The organism is Tetzosporium hominis (assembly GCF_002265435.1).
Lineage (GTDB): Bacteria > Bacillota > Bacilli > Bacillales_A > Planococcaceae > Chryseomicrobium > Chryseomicrobium hominis.
In genome coordinates, this window is sequence record NZ_NOKQ01000276.1 from 1 (window position 1) to 15272 (window position 15272).

General features: G+C 45.1%; 12 protein-coding genes, 20 tRNA genes and 1 rRNA gene. 28 read left to right on the plus strand and 5 right to left on the minus strand.

Features of this window, described 5'->3' with window-relative positions; all coding sequences use genetic code 11:
- Positions 1-311: 311 nt before the first annotated feature.
- The 21 genes from rrf (at position 312) to CF394_RS12320 (ending at position 2239) form a co-directional block, all read left to right on the plus strand.
- Positions 312-427: ribosomal RNA gene (rrf, locus tag CF394_RS12220) — 5S ribosomal RNA — on the plus strand.
- Between the two features lie 3 nt (positions 428-430).
- Positions 431-506: transfer RNA gene (locus tag CF394_RS12225), tRNA-Val, on the plus strand.
- Positions 507-525: 19 nt separating this feature from the next.
- Positions 526-601, plus strand: a tRNA-Thr gene (locus CF394_RS12230).
- A gap of 7 nt (positions 602-608) precedes the next feature.
- A tRNA-Lys gene (locus CF394_RS12235) sits at positions 609-684 on the plus strand.
- 13 nt (positions 685-697) lie between these two features.
- Positions 698-782 (plus strand) — tRNA-Leu (locus CF394_RS12240).
- Between the two features lie 23 nt (positions 783-805).
- Positions 806-880 (plus strand) — tRNA-Gly (locus CF394_RS12245).
- 18 nt (positions 881-898) lie between these two features.
- Positions 899-987: transfer RNA gene (locus CF394_RS12250), tRNA-Leu, on the plus strand.
- 17 nt (positions 988-1004) lie between these two features.
- Positions 1005-1081 (plus strand) — tRNA-Arg (locus tag CF394_RS12255).
- Between the two features lie 5 nt (positions 1082-1086).
- Positions 1087-1163, plus strand: a tRNA-Pro gene (locus CF394_RS12260).
- Positions 1164-1173: 10 nt separating this feature from the next.
- A tRNA-Ala gene (locus tag CF394_RS12265) sits at positions 1174-1249 on the plus strand.
- Positions 1250-1270: 21 nt separating this feature from the next.
- A tRNA-Met gene (locus CF394_RS12270) sits at positions 1271-1344 on the plus strand.
- A gap of 6 nt (positions 1345-1350) precedes the next feature.
- Positions 1351-1427 (plus strand) — tRNA-Ile (locus CF394_RS12275).
- 15 nt (positions 1428-1442) lie between these two features.
- A tRNA-Ser gene (locus CF394_RS12280) sits at positions 1443-1535 on the plus strand.
- Between the two features lie 29 nt (positions 1536-1564).
- Positions 1565-1641: transfer RNA gene (locus CF394_RS12285), tRNA-Met, on the plus strand.
- A gap of 2 nt (positions 1642-1643) precedes the next feature.
- A tRNA-Asp gene (locus tag CF394_RS12290) sits at positions 1644-1719 on the plus strand.
- A 27-nt stretch (positions 1720-1746) separates the two neighbouring features.
- Positions 1747-1822: transfer RNA gene (locus CF394_RS12295), tRNA-Phe, on the plus strand.
- A gap of 3 nt (positions 1823-1825) precedes the next feature.
- Positions 1826-1899, plus strand: a tRNA-Gly gene (locus CF394_RS12300).
- Positions 1900-1902: 3 nt separating this feature from the next.
- Positions 1903-1979 (plus strand) — tRNA-Ile (locus CF394_RS12305).
- Between the two features lie 7 nt (positions 1980-1986).
- A tRNA-Asn gene (locus tag CF394_RS12310) sits at positions 1987-2062 on the plus strand.
- Between the two features lie 5 nt (positions 2063-2067).
- Positions 2068-2158 (plus strand) — tRNA-Ser (locus tag CF394_RS12315).
- A gap of 9 nt (positions 2159-2167) precedes the next feature.
- Positions 2168-2239: transfer RNA gene (locus tag CF394_RS12320), tRNA-Glu, on the plus strand.
- A 107-nt stretch (positions 2240-2346) separates the two neighbouring features.
- Here CF394_RS12320 and CF394_RS12325 read toward each other — a convergent pair.
- On the minus strand, positions 2347-3621 hold the full coding sequence (locus CF394_RS12325; protein WP_094943967.1) for an ammonium transporter: 1275 nt from the start codon (positions 3619-3621) through the stop codon (positions 2347-2349).
- A gap of 12 nt (positions 3622-3633) precedes the next feature.
- Complete coding sequence (locus CF394_RS12330) at positions 3634-3975, minus strand: P-II family nitrogen regulator (protein WP_094943969.1); 342 nt, start codon at positions 3973-3975, stop codon at positions 3634-3636.
- Between the two features lie 197 nt (positions 3976-4172).
- Here CF394_RS12330 and CF394_RS12335 point away from each other — a divergent pair, with 197 nt between their 5' ends.
- The 5 genes from CF394_RS12335 (at position 4173) to menE (ending at position 10306) form a co-directional block, all read left to right on the plus strand.
- Entirely contained in the window at positions 4173-5534 is a 1362-nt protein-coding gene (locus CF394_RS12335) for an isochorismate synthase (RefSeq protein ID WP_094943970.1), read from the plus strand.
- A complete protein-coding gene (menD, locus tag CF394_RS12340) occupies positions 5524-7236 on the plus strand; it encodes a 2-succinyl-5-enolpyruvyl-6-hydroxy-3-cyclohexene-1-carboxylic-acid synthase (protein WP_094943972.1) in 1713 nt (570 codons plus the stop codon). The genes CF394_RS12335 and menD overlap by 11 nt, the downstream gene beginning before the upstream one ends.
- Positions 7226-8017 carry a 2-succinyl-6-hydroxy-2,4-cyclohexadiene-1-carboxylate synthase gene (gene menH / locus CF394_RS12345; protein WP_165767556.1) on the plus strand — a complete coding sequence of 264 codons (792 nt, stop codon included), beginning with the start codon at positions 7226-7228 and terminating at the stop codon, positions 8015-8017. Before menD ends, menH begins: the two co-directional genes overlap by 11 nt.
- A 1-nt stretch (position 8018) precedes the next feature.
- Positions 8019-8837 carry a 1,4-dihydroxy-2-naphthoyl-CoA synthase gene (gene menB / locus CF394_RS12350; RefSeq protein WP_094943976.1) on the plus strand — a complete coding sequence of 273 codons (819 nt, stop codon included), beginning with the start codon at positions 8019-8021 and terminating at the stop codon, positions 8835-8837.
- A gap of 62 nt (positions 8838-8899) precedes the next feature.
- Positions 8900-10306 (plus strand): o-succinylbenzoate--CoA ligase, encoded by a 1407-nt coding sequence (menE, locus tag CF394_RS12355; protein ID WP_094943978.1) that lies wholly within the window; start codon positions 8900-8902, stop codon positions 10304-10306.
- 34 nt (positions 10307-10340) lie between these two features.
- Here the strand turns inward: menE and CF394_RS12360 are convergent, their stop codons facing one another.
- Positions 10341-11336 (minus strand): metal ABC transporter solute-binding protein, Zn/Mn family, encoded by a 996-nt coding sequence (locus CF394_RS12360; RefSeq protein WP_094943980.1) that lies wholly within the window; start codon positions 11334-11336, stop codon positions 10341-10343.
- Between the two features lie 92 nt (positions 11337-11428).
- Positions 11429-11659: a membrane protein insertion efficiency factor YidD gene (gene yidD, locus CF394_RS12365; protein ID WP_094943982.1), complete on the minus strand. Its 231-nt coding sequence runs from the start codon at positions 11657-11659 to the stop codon at positions 11429-11431.
- A gap of 78 nt (positions 11660-11737) precedes the next feature.
- On the opposite strand from yidD, the gene CF394_RS12370 reads away from it, so the two are divergent.
- Both CF394_RS12370 and CF394_RS12375 read left to right on the plus strand, forming a co-directional pair.
- Positions 11738-12187: a Dps family protein gene (locus CF394_RS12370; RefSeq protein ID WP_094943984.1), complete on the plus strand. Its 450-nt coding sequence runs from the start codon at positions 11738-11740 to the stop codon at positions 12185-12187.
- A 72-nt stretch (positions 12188-12259) separates the two neighbouring features.
- The gene (locus CF394_RS12375; RefSeq protein WP_094943986.1) at positions 12260-13474 is read left to right on the plus strand and encodes an NUDIX domain-containing protein; all 1215 of its coding nucleotides are present in this window, start codon (positions 12260-12262) and stop codon (positions 13472-13474) included.
- 169 nt (positions 13475-13643) lie between these two features.
- Here the strand turns inward: CF394_RS12375 and pckA are convergent, their stop codons facing one another.
- Positions 13644-15230: a phosphoenolpyruvate carboxykinase (ATP) gene (gene pckA, locus CF394_RS12380; RefSeq protein ID WP_094943988.1), complete on the minus strand. Its 1587-nt coding sequence runs from the start codon at positions 15228-15230 to the stop codon at positions 13644-13646.
- Positions 15231-15272: the final 42 nt, after the last annotated feature.

Below are 15272 nucleotides of genomic sequence, written 5' to 3' on the forward strand. Positions count from 1 at the left end.
GGTAGATAGGTTCGGGGTGGAAGCACGGCGACGTGTGGAGCTGACGAATACTAATCGATCGAGGACTTAACCAAAAACGAAAAGTGAAGTGACCTGCGCAAGAAACTCCGAGTGAATCGGACGTGCACAAGAAGACGTTCTTCGTCTTATTGGGTATGGCCGATTTGGGAGCGTGTTTCTAGGTCACGGAACTCGACACAAATCAATGGAGTTCTATCCAGTTTTGAGAGAACAAAAATTATTGAAAAAACACTTGTAATACCGGGTGGGTTTGATATAATAAACCATGTCTTTCAAACTTAATAAGCCAGTCTAGTGATGATGGCGAAGAGGTCACACCCGTTCCCATACCGAACACGGAAGTTAAGCTCTTCAGCGCCGATGGTAGTTGGGGGTCTCCCCCTGTGAGAGTAGGACGTCGCTAGGCAATGGAGGATTAGCTCAGCTGGGAGAGCACCTGCCTTACAAGCAGGGGGTCGGCGGTTCGATCCCGTCATCCTCCACCATTTATTTTTCTCTTGAAGTGCCGGTGTAGCTCAACTGGTAGAGCAACTGACTTGTAATCAGTAGGTTGAGGGTTCAAGTCCTTTCGCCGGCACCACTATAGAGAGCCATTAGCTCAGTTGGTAGAGCATCTGACTTTTAATCAGAGGGTCGAAGGTTCGAGTCCTTCATGGCTCACCATTTATATGAACATGCGGGTGTGGCGGAACTGGCAGACGCACTAGACTTAGGATCTAGCGCCGCAAGGCGTGGGGGTTCGACTCCCTTCACCCGCACCATTTTCATATAACATCTATACCATGCGGAAGTAGTTCAGTGGTAGAACACCACCTTGCCAAGGTGGGGGTCGCGAGTTCGAACCTCGTCTTCCGCTCCATTATTTTGTAATGCCCCTGCCGGGGTGGCGGAACTGGCAGACGCACAGGACTTAAAATCCTGCGGTAGGTGACTACCGTACCGGTTCGATTCCGGTCCTCGGCACCACTTATACATAAAAAAATGCGCCCGTAGCTCAATTGGATAGAGCGTCTGACTACGGATCAGAAGGTTGTGGGTTCGACTCCTGCCGGGCGCGCCATAATACGAGAAGTAGCTCAGCTTGGTAGAGCACTTGGTTTGGGACCAAGGGGTCGCAGGTTCGAATCCTGTCTTCTCGACCATTTACAAATTGGGGCCTTAGCTCAGCTGGGAGAGCGCCTGCCTTGCACGCAGGAGGTCAGCGGTTCGATCCCGCTAGGCTCCACCAATTTAATCTTATACTTATTATGGCGGCCTAGCTCAGCTGGCTAGAGCGTACGGTTCATACCCGTGAGGTCGGGGGTTCGATCCCCTCGGCCGCCATCTTAAGGACCTTTAGCTCAGTTGGTTAGAGCAGACGGCTCATAACCGTCCGGTCGCAGGTTCGAGTCCTGCAAGGTCCACCAGTATAGTCATACAGCGGAGGTATACCCAAGTCCGGCTGAAGGGATCGGTCTTGAAAACCGACAGGCGGGTCAAACCGCGCGGGGGTTCGAATCCCTCTACCTCCTCCATTTTTTCTTAAAGAATTTCATAGTATTGTCGCGGGGTGGAGCAGCTCGGTAGCTCGTCGGGCTCATAACCCGAAGGTCGCAGGTTCAAATCCTGCCCCCGCAACCAATGGTCCCGTGGTGTAGCGGTTAACATGCCTGCCTGTCACGCAGGAGATCGCGGGTTCGATTCCCGTCGGGACCGCCATTTTTTTTAAAAAAAGAATACATAATCGGCTCAGTAGCTCAGTTGGTAGAGCAAAGGACTGAAAATCCTTGTGTCGGCGGTTCGATTCCGTCCTGAGCCACCATTTGCGGGTGTAGTTTAGTGGTAAAACCCCAGCCTTCCAAGCTGGTGATGAGGGTTCGATTCCCTTCACCCGCTCCAAATGGGCCTATAGCTCAGCTGGTTAGAGCGCACGCCTGATAAGCGTGAGGTCGATGGTTCGAGTCCATTTAGGCCCACCATGTGTATTCCGAAGTAGCTCAGTTGGTAGAGCATCCGGCTGTTAACCGGCAGGTCGCAGGTTCGAGTCCTGCCTTCGGAGCCATTGATGGGGAAGTACTCAAGTGGCTGAAGAGGCGCCCCTGCTAAGGGTGTAGGTCGGGCAACCGGCGCGAGGGTTCAAATCCCTCCTTCTCCGCCATCATGCATTGGCCCCTTGGTCAAGCGGTTAAGACACCGCCCTTTCACGGCGGTAACACGGGTTCGAATCCCGTAGGGGTCATCGCAAAACACGTTCTTCGATCTTCGAAGAACGTGTTTTTTTGTATATTAAAATAGGCTATTAAGACACTAAATGGGGGTTCGCTATAATGGCGAACCCCTTAAGTCTTACGTATACGATTTTCCTAGTTCCGTTAATCGTTGAGCAAATGGTTCTGTTCGATCGAAAGCAGCACCGTATGTCTCGCGGACCTCATAAGCACTTGTTCCGTGCTCTACATAATCAAGTCCTGTCATTTCTTCTTCTTCCGATACTCGTATACCAATAGTCACTTTCGTGATATAGACCACTGCGAATGAAGTGCTAGCCACCCACAGAATGACAGCTACAATCCCGATGGCTTGTATGCCAAGTAATTGGATGCTCCCTGTCGTAAATAGACCGGCAGACGTATCGAATAGTCCTACAGCAAGCGTTCCCCAAACTCCTATAATTCCGTGAACTGTGATCGCACCAACTGGGTCATCTACACGAAGCTTCGCATCCAATAGTCGAATTCCTTCAGTCATAACAATACCTGCAATAAATCCAATAGCAATGGCAGAAGGGAGGGAGACATTTGCTGCACCAGCAGTGATTCCTACCAACCCGCTTAAAGCTCCGTTTAAAGTTAGAGAAGCATCAATTTGACGGTACCGTAACTTTGTATAAAGGGCAGTGGACACTACACCAGCAGAAGCTGCTAAAAGAGTATTTGTAATAATCGAAGGAACGGTTTCGGGATCCGCAGCTAACGTACTGGCTCCGTTAAATCCGAACCAACCTAACCAAAGGATGAATACGCCAAGCGCACCTAGAGGAATGCTATGACCTGGGATGACATTTACTTTTTTCCCAGTGTACTTTCCAATGCGAGGCCCGAGTAATGCTGCAGCTACTAAAGCCCCTACAGCTCCTGTTAAATGGACTACAGTGGAACCTGCAAAATCAATAAAGCCTAACTGCGACAACCAGCCTCCAGCCCATACCCAGTGACCTACTACAGGGTAAATTACTGTCACGACTACTATGGTCAAAATAAAGTACGCAGAGAGCTTCATACGTTCTGCTACGGCTCCTGAGATGATGGTAGCCGATGTAGCGGCAAATACCGCTTGGAAGACGAAGAATGCGATGTCATCTACGCCGAACAATGCGAATCCTGAAGTTCCAATAATGCCTTGGAAGGACTCCCCGAACATCAACGCATACCCAACTACAAAATAAAGAATAGAAGCAATAGATACCGTGATAAAGTTCTTCATTAAAATGTTCACGGTGTTTTTAGATCGAGTGAAGCCTGATTCGACCATTGCAAAACCAGCATGCATAAAGAAGACAAGGATAGTACCAATGATGATCCAGAGCATATTGATAGATGAAAGTAAAAGTTCGTTTGTCATTCGGTTTCCTCCTTAGTGTACAGCGATAGCGCCGGTTTCTTTTGTTCGAATACGAATAGCTTCTTCTACAGGTATAATGAAAATTTTACCGTCTCCTACTTTTCCAGTTGAAGCCGTCTCCAAAATCAGATCAGTAAGAGCTGCCACCTCAGAATCATCGACGACCATTTCAATCTTCAATTTCGTATGAAACTCCATTTCGTATTTATTGCCTCGAAACAGTCCAGTACGACCCTCTTGCTTTCCGATACCTGCTACTTCACTCACACTAAATCCATCAATTCCATGTAGAGCCAAAGCTTGACGAATAGTAGGAAAGACATCAGGACGGACGATTGCTTCAATTTTTTTCATGGTAGCACCTCCAATGTTAGAATATATAACATCATAAATCGTATTTTCAGAAAAATCAACCATTATTTTTATTTGATGTTATAAAAGCTTACATTTAAGAATCCTCTAAGAATTTTATAAGTCTAAAGTGTGCGTGCTTTCCGTGAAAGGAGTAAAATAAATGTAGTGTGAAGTGTAAAGTCACGGAGGTTTAACAAATGGCAAAACAAGTGCATTCTACAACAAGAACGGAATATCTCTATACAGAAACAATTGATTCAGAGGGCATCTCTCCAATTGCGTTTTTTGAAGCTGGGGAAAGGCTTTACGAAGGGCAACGCCTATTTTGGCAAAATCGAGAAAAGACCCATACGATTGTAGGACTCGGACATGCTGTCGTATTGAAGTCGAGCGATGACAATCGAATAGCTACCATCCAATCTGAATGGAATCGCTTAAAACAAGTCGTAGTGAAAGAGAAAATGGATCAAGCACCTATTTTATTTGGTGGATTTTCATTTGATCCACTCCATGTAGTCACAGGGGAGTGGGCGGCTTTTTCTGCTGCGTTTTTTGTTGTTCCTCAGTTCCAACTTGAAATTAAAAATGAATCTATCAAATTGTCCATCAACTGTTTGTCAGAGCGGTCGGATATGTCGAGCCGCTTTGATCAATTACGAACAGAGCGTGACCGACTTCTGCATATGGCACAAGTCCAAGAACGTCCTTTATTTGAAAAAGCAAACGTAATTGAAAAAGTGGAACGTAATGTCCCTGACTATTTAGCTGCTGTTCGTTCCGTTAAAAAAGAAATTGCCTCTGGGAAAGTAGATAAAGTAGTAATTTCAAGGTCTATCGAACTCGACTTTGAAGAACCGGTCTCTTCTGGAGCTGCGCTCTATTATGCTCTTCAAGAGCAGCCGGAAAGCTATATTTTTGTTCTGGAGAATGGCAGTTCCACTTTCTTAGGTGCGACACCTGAACGTCTCATTCGAAAAGAACAAGGAACTGTGTACTCAGCAGGGGTTGCGGGGTCAGTTCGTCGAGGTAAAGATGTTGGTGAAGATCAACGCTTAGGGACGGCGCTACTAACAGACGAAAAGAATTTAGAAGAACATGAGTTTGTTGTTTCTATGATTCGTGATGTGATTGAACCATTGTGCAAAGATGTCACAATTCCAAATCATCCAAAGCTCTTAAAGGTCCGTGATATCCAGCATCTCTTTACTCCGATTCAAGGGCAGGCGGCTCCTGGAATGGACTTGTTCTCGTTTGTCGATGCTCTTCACCCCACTCCTGCACTAGGTGGAACACCAAGAAAAGAAGCGGTGCAATTGATTCGAGAACTAGAACAAATGGACCGGGGGTATTACGCTGCACCTATCGGATTTGTAGATGCGGAAGACAACGGAGAGTTTGCTGTTGGCATTCGGTCAGCGCTTCTTCGAGGAGGAAAAGCGCTGCTTTATGCTGGAGGAGGAATTGTATCTGAGTCTGAGCCGCTAGCAGAGCTAGAAGAGACGAATGTCAAATTCCGTCCGATGCTTCGTGTGCTAGGGGGACATCGCAATGACTTATAAGCAAACATTGACTCGCTATGTGCGGTCATTTTTATCTGGTCTGAAAGACTACGGAGTCGAGCATGTCGTTATAAGTCCTGGATCTCGTTCGACACCACTAGCCTATGGTGTAGTATCCGATCCAGATTTTAAAGTGTCTATTCAAGTAGACGAGCGTTCTGCTGGGTTTTACGCTTTGGGACTTGCTAAAGCTTCAGAAAAGCCGGTAGTTCTTGTGTGTACATCCGGTTCTGCCGCAGCAAACTATTTCCCAGCAATTGTAGAGGCTTATTACGCTCGAATCCCTTTACTTGTTGTGACAGCAGACCGCCCTCACGAGCTAAGACAAGTAGGAGCACCTCAAACTATCGATCAAGTGAAATTATATGGGGACCATGTGAAATGGACGTTCGATTATCCTTTAGCGGATAGTTATGAAGCTACAGAACCATTTGTTTACCAACAGACGGTTCGTGTGGTCGCAGAATCGATGCAGGCACCTAAAGGACCTGTCCACGTAAACATGCCGTTCCGCGAGCCATTACTTATTGATTTAGAGGTAAAACCAGATAAAAGAAATCCAAAGACAATTCGCTTCCCTGAACAGCGTCTGTCTGAACAAGACAAAGAAGAGTTGACCAGTCTTCTTCATGACTCTCACCGTGGCATTGTTATCGTTGGAGAGTTTACTTCAACAGACCGAAACGCAGTAGAAGATTTTTTAACAAGACTCGGTTGGCCGGTCCTTTGCGACCCGCTCTCGAATTTAAGAACGACTAAAAACAATCTATTGCACCAGCTACTCATTGAAAATTACGATGGGATGTTGAAGAACAAGGCATGTTATGAGGCTTTAAAACCCGATGCTGTCATTCGAATAGGAGCACAGCCTGTCTCAAAATTCTTAGGAATCTTTTTAAAAGAGAGTGCGCCTCGAGCGGTCGTCTCTATAGATTCTGCAGCGCGCTTTCGCGATTCACTTGGACTCACAACAGAGCTTGTTATAGGGGATGCTGCTGCACTTCAGGAGATAGAAGTGACTCAAGCTTCCGAGCATCAAACCATCACGAAATGGAGCAGTTGGAATCAACAAGTTCGTGATTTGATTACTCTATATAAAGAACAGCAGGCTGATGAAGGGGCTTATGTAGCGACTCTTTTAGATTACCTACCTGAGGATACCTTACTTTTTGCTAGTAGCAGCATGCCAATTCGGGATGTCGATACGTTCTTGCAAGCGAAGCCGAGTGGTGTTCAGGTACTTGCCAATAGAGGAACGAATGGTATCGACGGTGTAGCATCGACAGCTCTTGGAGCACAAAAAGCAACTCAGCGACCACTCGTTTTATTGATTGGAGACTTGGCGATGTTACATGATGCAAATGCTCTTCTACTCAGCCGCTATCAGCACGTCGAAGGGACATTTGTTGTTATGAACAATGATGGGGGAGGCATCTTCTCCTATCTGCCACAAGCAACCATCCCAGATCATTATGAAACGCTTTTTGGTACGGCAAGTGGTTTAAAATTTGACAAGCTTGCGGAAATGTACGGGCTTTCCTACAGTGCGGTGACCTCTAAAGAACATCTTGCTGAACTCATCGCACAACCTACACAAGGGCTTCGGATTTTAGAAGTGATGACTCATCGTCCAACTAATACGGATGCTCACCGGGCGCTTTGGAAGCAAGTTGCAGAAAGTTGGAACTCGCATGACAGGTGATGTGAATTTTCAACGATGGAACGCTAGTGGTACGGAACAAGTCATTATGCTCCATGGTTTCACAGGGTCTGAGTGTTCTTTTGAGTCTGTAATTCCGTATCTTTCATCTGAGATCGAGGTCATTGCGCCGTTACTTCCAGGTCATGGCAAAAAGCCTATGCTTTTAGAAGATTTGTCTATGGAATCGCAGATTGAATGGCTTCGGGAATTTATCACTCAAAACCATCTCGAAGACGCAGCACTCCTCGGCTATTCGATGGGGGGGCGCTTGGCGATTGGATATGCCATGACTTATCCCGTAAAGCAGCTGATTTTGGTGAGCGCCTCTCCAGGCATTCAAAGTCTCGATGAGCGAAAAATGCGTGCTGAAGCCGATAGGAAGCTAGCGGAGAGCATTCGTGAGAATGGAATAGAAGAGTTTGTATCCTACTGGGAGCAGATTCCTTTGTTCGCAACGCAACAATCTCTGCCGGATGACGTCAAACGACGAGTTCGTAAAGAACGACTTCAGCATCAGCCACTACCGCTTTCTCAGAGCTTGGAGCAATTTAGTACGGGGAAGATGCCGAGTTACTGGGAGAGGCTAGGAACTTATTCCGGACCTGTCACACTAATCGTTGGAGAGCAAGATACCAAATTCGTCGGTATTGGTGAAGCGATGCATAAATTACTAAAACACTCGGAGCGTGTAGTGGTGCCTAATGCGGGCCATGCGATTCAAGTGGAAAATCCGAGAATCTTTGCTACAATAATAGAGGATGTACTTTTAAGGAGGAACTAACATGACAAGAGAATGGAAATCACTCCGTACATACGAAGATATCAAGTATGAATTCTTCAACGGAATCGCAAAAATTACAATCAACCGTCCGGAAGTGCGCAATGCATTTCGACCAAAGACGGTAAACGAATTGATCGACGCGTTCTCACGCGCTCGTGATAACAAAGATATCGGTGTGATCATTTTAACTGGAGAAGGCGAGAAAGCTTTCTGTTCAGGTGGAGACCAGTCTGTGCGTGGCCACGGTGGTTACGTTGGAGACGACGAAATCCCACGTCTGAACGTATTAGATCTTCAACGTCTGATTCGTGTTATTCCAAAACCAGTTGTAGCCATGGTTTCAGGATATGCCATCGGTGGTGGACACGTCCTTCATGTTGTATGTGACCTGACTATTGCTGCTGACAATGCTCGTTTTGGTCAAACAGGTCCTCGCGTTGGTTCATTTGACGCTGGATACGGTTCTGGTTACTTGGCTCGTATCGTTGGTCATAAGAAAGCACGTGAAATCTGGTACTTATGCCGTCAATACGACGCACAACAAGCACTGGATATGGGCCTAGTCAACACAGTGGTACCATACGAGCAACTTGAAGACGAAACAGTAAAATGGTGTGAAGAGATGCTTGAGATGTCTCCGACAGCTCTACGTTTCTTGAAAGCAGCTATGAACGCAGACACAGACGGTCTTGCGGGTCTTCAACAAATGGCTGGAGACGCTACACTTCTTTACTACACAACGGATGAGGCAAAAGAAGGTCGTGACGCTTTCAAAGAAAAGCGCAAGCCTGACTTCGGTCAATTCCCACGCTTCCCTTGATTCAACACATCTAGCTGTCCTATGGGGCAGCTTTTCTTTTTCTAATGAAAGGGTGAATGTGGATGTATCCAAACTTACTTCAGAAACGAGTCGCTTTAACACCAAGCCGAGTTGCTTTTGAAATGAACGGGAAGACTTGGACCTGGAGTGAAGTCTTTGAGCGAGCTCTAGCTATTTCAGAAAAGCTTCCAGTACGGTCAGGCGAAAGAATTGGCTTCTGGACGAAAAACAGCGAGTCTCTCTACTTCTTCCTTTTAGCTGCGATGGCAAAAGAGTGTGAACTAGTTCTTTTCAATGATCGCCTTTCTAAAGAAGAGTTCTTGTACCAGCAGCAAGATGCGGAAGTTCGTGTGACGCTAACAGAATCCGCTGAACGAGGACACTTAGACAATGTGTTGTTGTTTGATGATGTAGAGGCTAAGGAGCCGGTGCCTTTTACTATACAAGGACAATGGAGTCCTGACAGAACGATTTCTATCATGTATACATCCGGAACTACCGGACGACCAAAAGGGGTCCGACAGACGCTAGAAAATCATATGTCCAGTGCTCTCGGTTCTGCGCTTTCATCAGGTGTGCTCCCAGAAGACAAATGGTTATGTGTCATGCCTTTGTATCACATCAGCGGTTTTTCGATGATTATGAGGTCTCTCATCTATGGTTCTGCTTTACAGCTACACACTCGTTTTGAACCTAAAGCGATACTAGAGGCGATCGAGTGTGACGGAATCAGCCATCTTTCCGTTGTGACGACGATGCTAGGACAACTTCTTGAGCAATACGAGCAGCAGCCGTTTCCGATTCCTTCAACGTTTCGAACTGTATTAGCAGGTGGTGGACCCGTGCCGGCTAGTTACTTGGAACAAGCACAATCGAATGGGTTTCCCGTCGTGCAAACATATGGGATGACGGAAACTTCTAGTCAGACATGTACATTACTCGCTGAAGATGCGATTCGAAAAATTGGCTCTGCAGGAAAGCCTCTATTCTTTGCAGAGGTTCGTATTGATGGCGAGTCAGAGGGAGAGGTGTGGGTTCGAGGACCTCACGTGACTCCAGGGTATGTTGGAGCAGCCACTAGTTTAGATCCAGTAACGGATGATGGGTGGTTAAAGACAGGAGACATAGGCCGAATCGATGAAGAAGGGTATCTCTATATTTTAGATCGCCGATCTGATTTGATTGTTTCTGGTGGAGAGAATGTCTATCCTGCTGAAATTGAACAAGTGTTGATGGGGCATCCGAGTATTCAAGAAGCAGGGGTTATAGGGCAACCAGACGAACGTTGGGGACAAGTTCCTGTTGCGTTTGTCGTTCTCCGATTCGGAGAAGTGTTGCCGGAACTGGATTCCTACCTTGAGCAACATTTGGCCAAGTACAAACACCCAAAAGTAATTCGAGTAGTCGAGCAGTTACCTCGCAATGCTTCAAATAAATTGATTCGAAGAGAATTGAAGAAGTGGTTATAAAAAAAGGGGAAGTAGGCGTTTGCCTACTTCTCCTTTAGTCGTTTAATGCTGTTTTTAGAGTTTCGATATTCCGCTCCATCAGCGTTAAATAATCGTCTCCATTGTCGATATCTTCATCTGTCAATACACCTAAATTGTGAAGTGGAAGAGTTTCTGCTCCAACTTCCGTACGAATAATATCAGTGAGTTTAGATGAGACATTTTGTTCTGTCAAAATGTACGAGATGTTCTGCTCTTTTGCTTGATCTACAATAGCAGCCAACTCTTTTTGAGATGGCTCATCTTGAGTCGAAAGACCAGCTACTGCTATTTGTTGCAATCCGTAATCTTTTACCCAGTAACCAAATGCTGCGTGAGAGACGAAGAAGGTATCACGATCCGCTTCACTGACCATTGTTTTAAATGATTCATCTAAATCAGCGAGATCCGCTTCTAGTGCTTCAAAATTCGCTGTAAATTCTTCTTCATTTTCTGGGGATGCTTCAATCAATTCATTAAGAATCGACTTAGACAATTCAGCGCTTAATGTAGGTGAAATCCAAAGATGTGGATCTAGTGCTCCGTGATCATGACCCGCATGAGAATCTGTTTCTTCAGCGTGTTCTTCTTCAGAATGGCCTTCTTCAGCGTGTTCTTCTTCAAGAAGAGAGTCATCGGAAATGAAGTCAGCAAGTTCGACGATTTCTACATTTTGATTTGCTAAAGTCTCTTTTGCACTTGGAATAAAACTTTCAAGCCCAAGGCCAATAGCAAACAACTTATCCGCTTCAGCAAATTTAATCATATCTTGCTGAGAAGGTTCAAAAGTATGTTCATCGGCTCCAGGAGGATAAACAGATTGAACAGTTACTAAATCGCCACCGATTCGCTCAGTAAAATATTCAAGTGGATAAACTGTTGTATAAATAGAAAGCGGCTCTCCTGAACTAGCATTTTGAGATTGTGATTCATTTGAAGTTCCTTCCTCTGAACTACAAGCGGCTAAAGTTAAAGCTGAGACAAGAGCGAGAGGGAATAAAATCTTTTTCATAACTTCCTCCTAAATAGTAATCGTTACGTTTTATAAAATGACTTTCTTATCATACAAGCATTTCAAAAAGAAAGCAACAAAAAACCACCAAATTATTTTTTTGGTGGCCAGTCGTCAGGAACGGGATCGATTCCGCCCTCGTGAAATGGATGACATTTTAAGATGCGTCGTACAGTCAGGTATCCGCCTTTAATAGCGCCGTGTTTCTGAAGTGCTTCTACTCCGTAGTGTGAACACGTGGGATAAAAACGACAACTTGGTGGAGTCAAAGGAGATATCGCTTTCTGATAAAATCGAATCAAGACGATAAACAGTTGTTTCATTTCGTTCACCTCATGATGTTTAGTTTACTCTAAAAATGGGAAGATAAATAGTACAACGACTTAAAAGGAGAGATGAACATGTCAGCAGCACTCAATAAAGAATTAAACAAACAGGTGGCCACTTGGTCCGTGATGTACACGAAGTTACATAACTACCACTGGTACGTTAAAGGTCCGGCATTCTTTACATTACATGCGAAATTTGAAGAGCTTTATAATGAAGCGACCTTACACATGGATGAAATTGCAGAACGTTTATTGACTCTAGGTGGAAAACCTACAGCAACACTAAAAGAACATCTCGAATTGTCTGTAGTTAAAGAAGCGACAGGTAAAGAATCCACAGATCAGATGGTAGCTACGATTGTAAAAGATTTTGATACTATCATGAAATCCTTGAAAAAAGGGATGGATGAAGCAGCAAAAGATGAAGACGATATGACAGAAGATCTTTTGAACGCCGTCTATCAGAGCATTGAAAAGCATCAATGGATGCTAAACGCATTCTTAGGTGATACAAACGAATAATGAATCCAGAGCGTGTGCGAAATTTTCGCACACGCTTTTTGCTATACTGAACGTAATGAAAGGCGTGATTTTATGATTACATTTGAAGATACCACGGGAACCCCAGTGACCCTCTCACTTGATTTAAAGGACTTTAGTATTCCCTCCAAGCATGTATTGGTCATCGTAAAAAGAGGAGCCGATTACCTTGTCACAAAACATCCAAAGAGAGGAATTGAATTTCCCGGTGGCAAAGTTGAACGAGGAGAGACGCTTGAAGAAGCAGCCCATCGTGAAGTGTTCGAAGAGACGGGCGTACGTATTCAAGATGTACAGCCGTTTGCAGCTTATCAAGTCGAAGGAGAAGCATCGTTTGTAAAAACTGTCTTTCTAGCACGATTTGCTTCTGAAGAACCGTTCCAATCAGAATTTGAAACTGCAGGGAGACAATGGTTGCGACTGCGCGACATTGAACGTCATCCAGACAAAAGTTTCTATATGCGAGACGAAGGGATGACTACACTAGTGACGGAATTAAAGCGACGTTTCCCCATTGTCGCGAGTCACAAGATTCCAAGTCCGCATAGTGGTGTCACGATTCAAGAAGTAACGTATCATTCTGATGACTATTATGTGAAAGGCTGGCTAGCGCTACCTAAAGGTGAGGCAAAAGAAGCAATCGTTTATCTACGCGGCGGCATTAACCAAATCGGAAAAGTTCGGCAGGCTCGTATAGCACAGATTGCTAGTCAAGGATTCGCCGTTTTTGCTCCGCATTATAGAGGCTCTTTTGGAGGCGAAGGCAAAGATGAATTCGTTGGTGACGATCGACAAGACGCATACGGAGCAGTGGATATATTGAGTTCAATAGGCTATGACCGGATTCATTTGTTCGCTTTTAGTAGGGGAGGCATCATGGCGCTCTGGGCGGGTAGTAAACGTCCAAATGTGACATCCATAGTGACATGGGGTGGAGTTTCATCGATTTATCTCACATATAAAGAACGGGTTGATATGAGGCGCATGATGAAGCGAATCTATGGAGGTTCTCCGAATACAGCGGCAGAGGCATTCGATTCTCGTGATGCGTTACAGCATCTTAATGACATTCAGTGTCCTGTTTTGATCATTCACGGTGAGCAAGATGAAAATGTGGGATTTGAGCATGCCACTCTGTTAGAGGATGGGTTGAAAGAAAAAGGGAAACAAGTAGAGACGCGCTATTTGAAGGACCATCATCACTTTGTTCCGGACCCTCTAAACCGCAAGATTTTACGTGAAGCACTTGAGTGGATGCGCGAGCAGTAGGAATGAGCGGGCGTTCATCGGTGGGGAGAGGGTTTTCTTCAACATCAAGCTGTGTTTCTTCTGCATAGAGTAGAATTTCTTCAACTTGAATCATGATTTCATCTGCAAGGAACTGGAAAATAAAAACAAGGCCCACTCATGGCGAGTAGGCCTTGTTTGTTGTTTACTATTAGATGATAGGGCCGCCTTTAGAGATAATCTCTTCAGATACGCCTGCGAATTTTTTGAAGTTTTCGCGGAAGCTGTCAGCAAGCTCTTTTGCTTTTTTGTCATAAGCGTCTTTATCTGCCCATGCATTGCGTGGGTTCAGAACATCACTTGGAACACCTGGAACTTCTTTCGGAATCGCTACACCGAATACAGAACCTTGCTCTGTTTCTACATTATCAAGTTTACCGTCGATTGCAGCACGAACCATAGCACGTGTGTAAGACAGTTTCATACGCGTACCAACGCCGTACTCTCCGCCAGTCCAACCTGTGTTGACTAAGTAAACATTCACTCCGTGCTCGTCGATTTTTTGTCCTAGCATTTCAGCATACACAGACGCTGGAAGTGGAAGGAATGGAGAACCGAAGCAAGTTGAGAATACTGGTTGTGGGCTTGTAATCCCACGCTCTGTACCTGCAAGTTTTGAAGTGAAACCACTTAAGAAGTGGTACATAGCTTGTTCTTTCGTTAATTTAGAGATTGGAGGCAATACGCCGAATGCATCTGCAGTCAAGAACACAATCGTTTTAGGGTGACCTGCTACAGATGGTACCATGATATTCTCTATAAAGTCGATTGGGTAAGCAGCACGTGTGTTTTCAGTTAATGAATTGTCATCATAATCTGCTTCACGAGTCTCTTCATCAATCACTACGTTTTCAAGAACTGTACCGAATTTGATCGCATTGAAGATCTCTGGTTCGTTTTCTTCCGTCAAGTTGATACATTTTGCATAGCAACCGCCTTCCATATTGAAGACGCCCGTATCTGACCAACCGTGCTCGTCATCACCGATTAGCTTACGGCCTTTGTCGGCAGACAATGTTGTTTTTCCTGTTCCAGATAGACCGAAGAACAAAGCAACATCGCCTTCTTCACCAACGTTTGCAGAACAGTGCATTGGAAGAATTCCTTGTTCAGGAAGTAAGTAGTTCATGATACCGAAGATCGATTTTTTCATTTCACCAGCGTATTCTGTACCGCCAATCAAAACGATTCGCTCTTCCATAGATACCATGATGAACGTCTCAGAGTTTGTGCCATCAACAGCTGGATCTGCTTTGAAAGTAGGTGCACTTACAATCGTGAATTCTGCATTGTGAGAGGCAAGCTCTTCAGCAGTTGGACGGATGAACAACTGGTGAGCGAATAGGTTGTGCCATGCATACTCATTGATTACTTGGATTGGTAAGCGAGAATCTTTGTCTGCTCCTGCAAATCCTTTAAATAGGAAAAGAGCATCTTTTGTTTGTAGGTAATCAATTACTTTTGCATAAAGGTTTTGGAAGATTTCTTTAGAGATTGGACGGTTTACAGAACCCCAATCAACCTTGTCGCGAGAAATGTCTTCATCGACCATATATTTATCTTCTGGGGAACGCCCCGTATACTTTCCAGTTTCTGCGCGAAGTGCGCCAGTTGAAGTCAAAGTGCCTTCTCCACGAGCTATGGCTTGTTCAACAAGCTGAGCTACTGAAAGCTGTGTATGGACTTGGTCTCCCGATAATAAAGACTGAATTGCGCTTTTTGTATCGATCGATTGCATAGGTTGAATACCATCCTTAAATAGATTTTCCGTACTAACGGA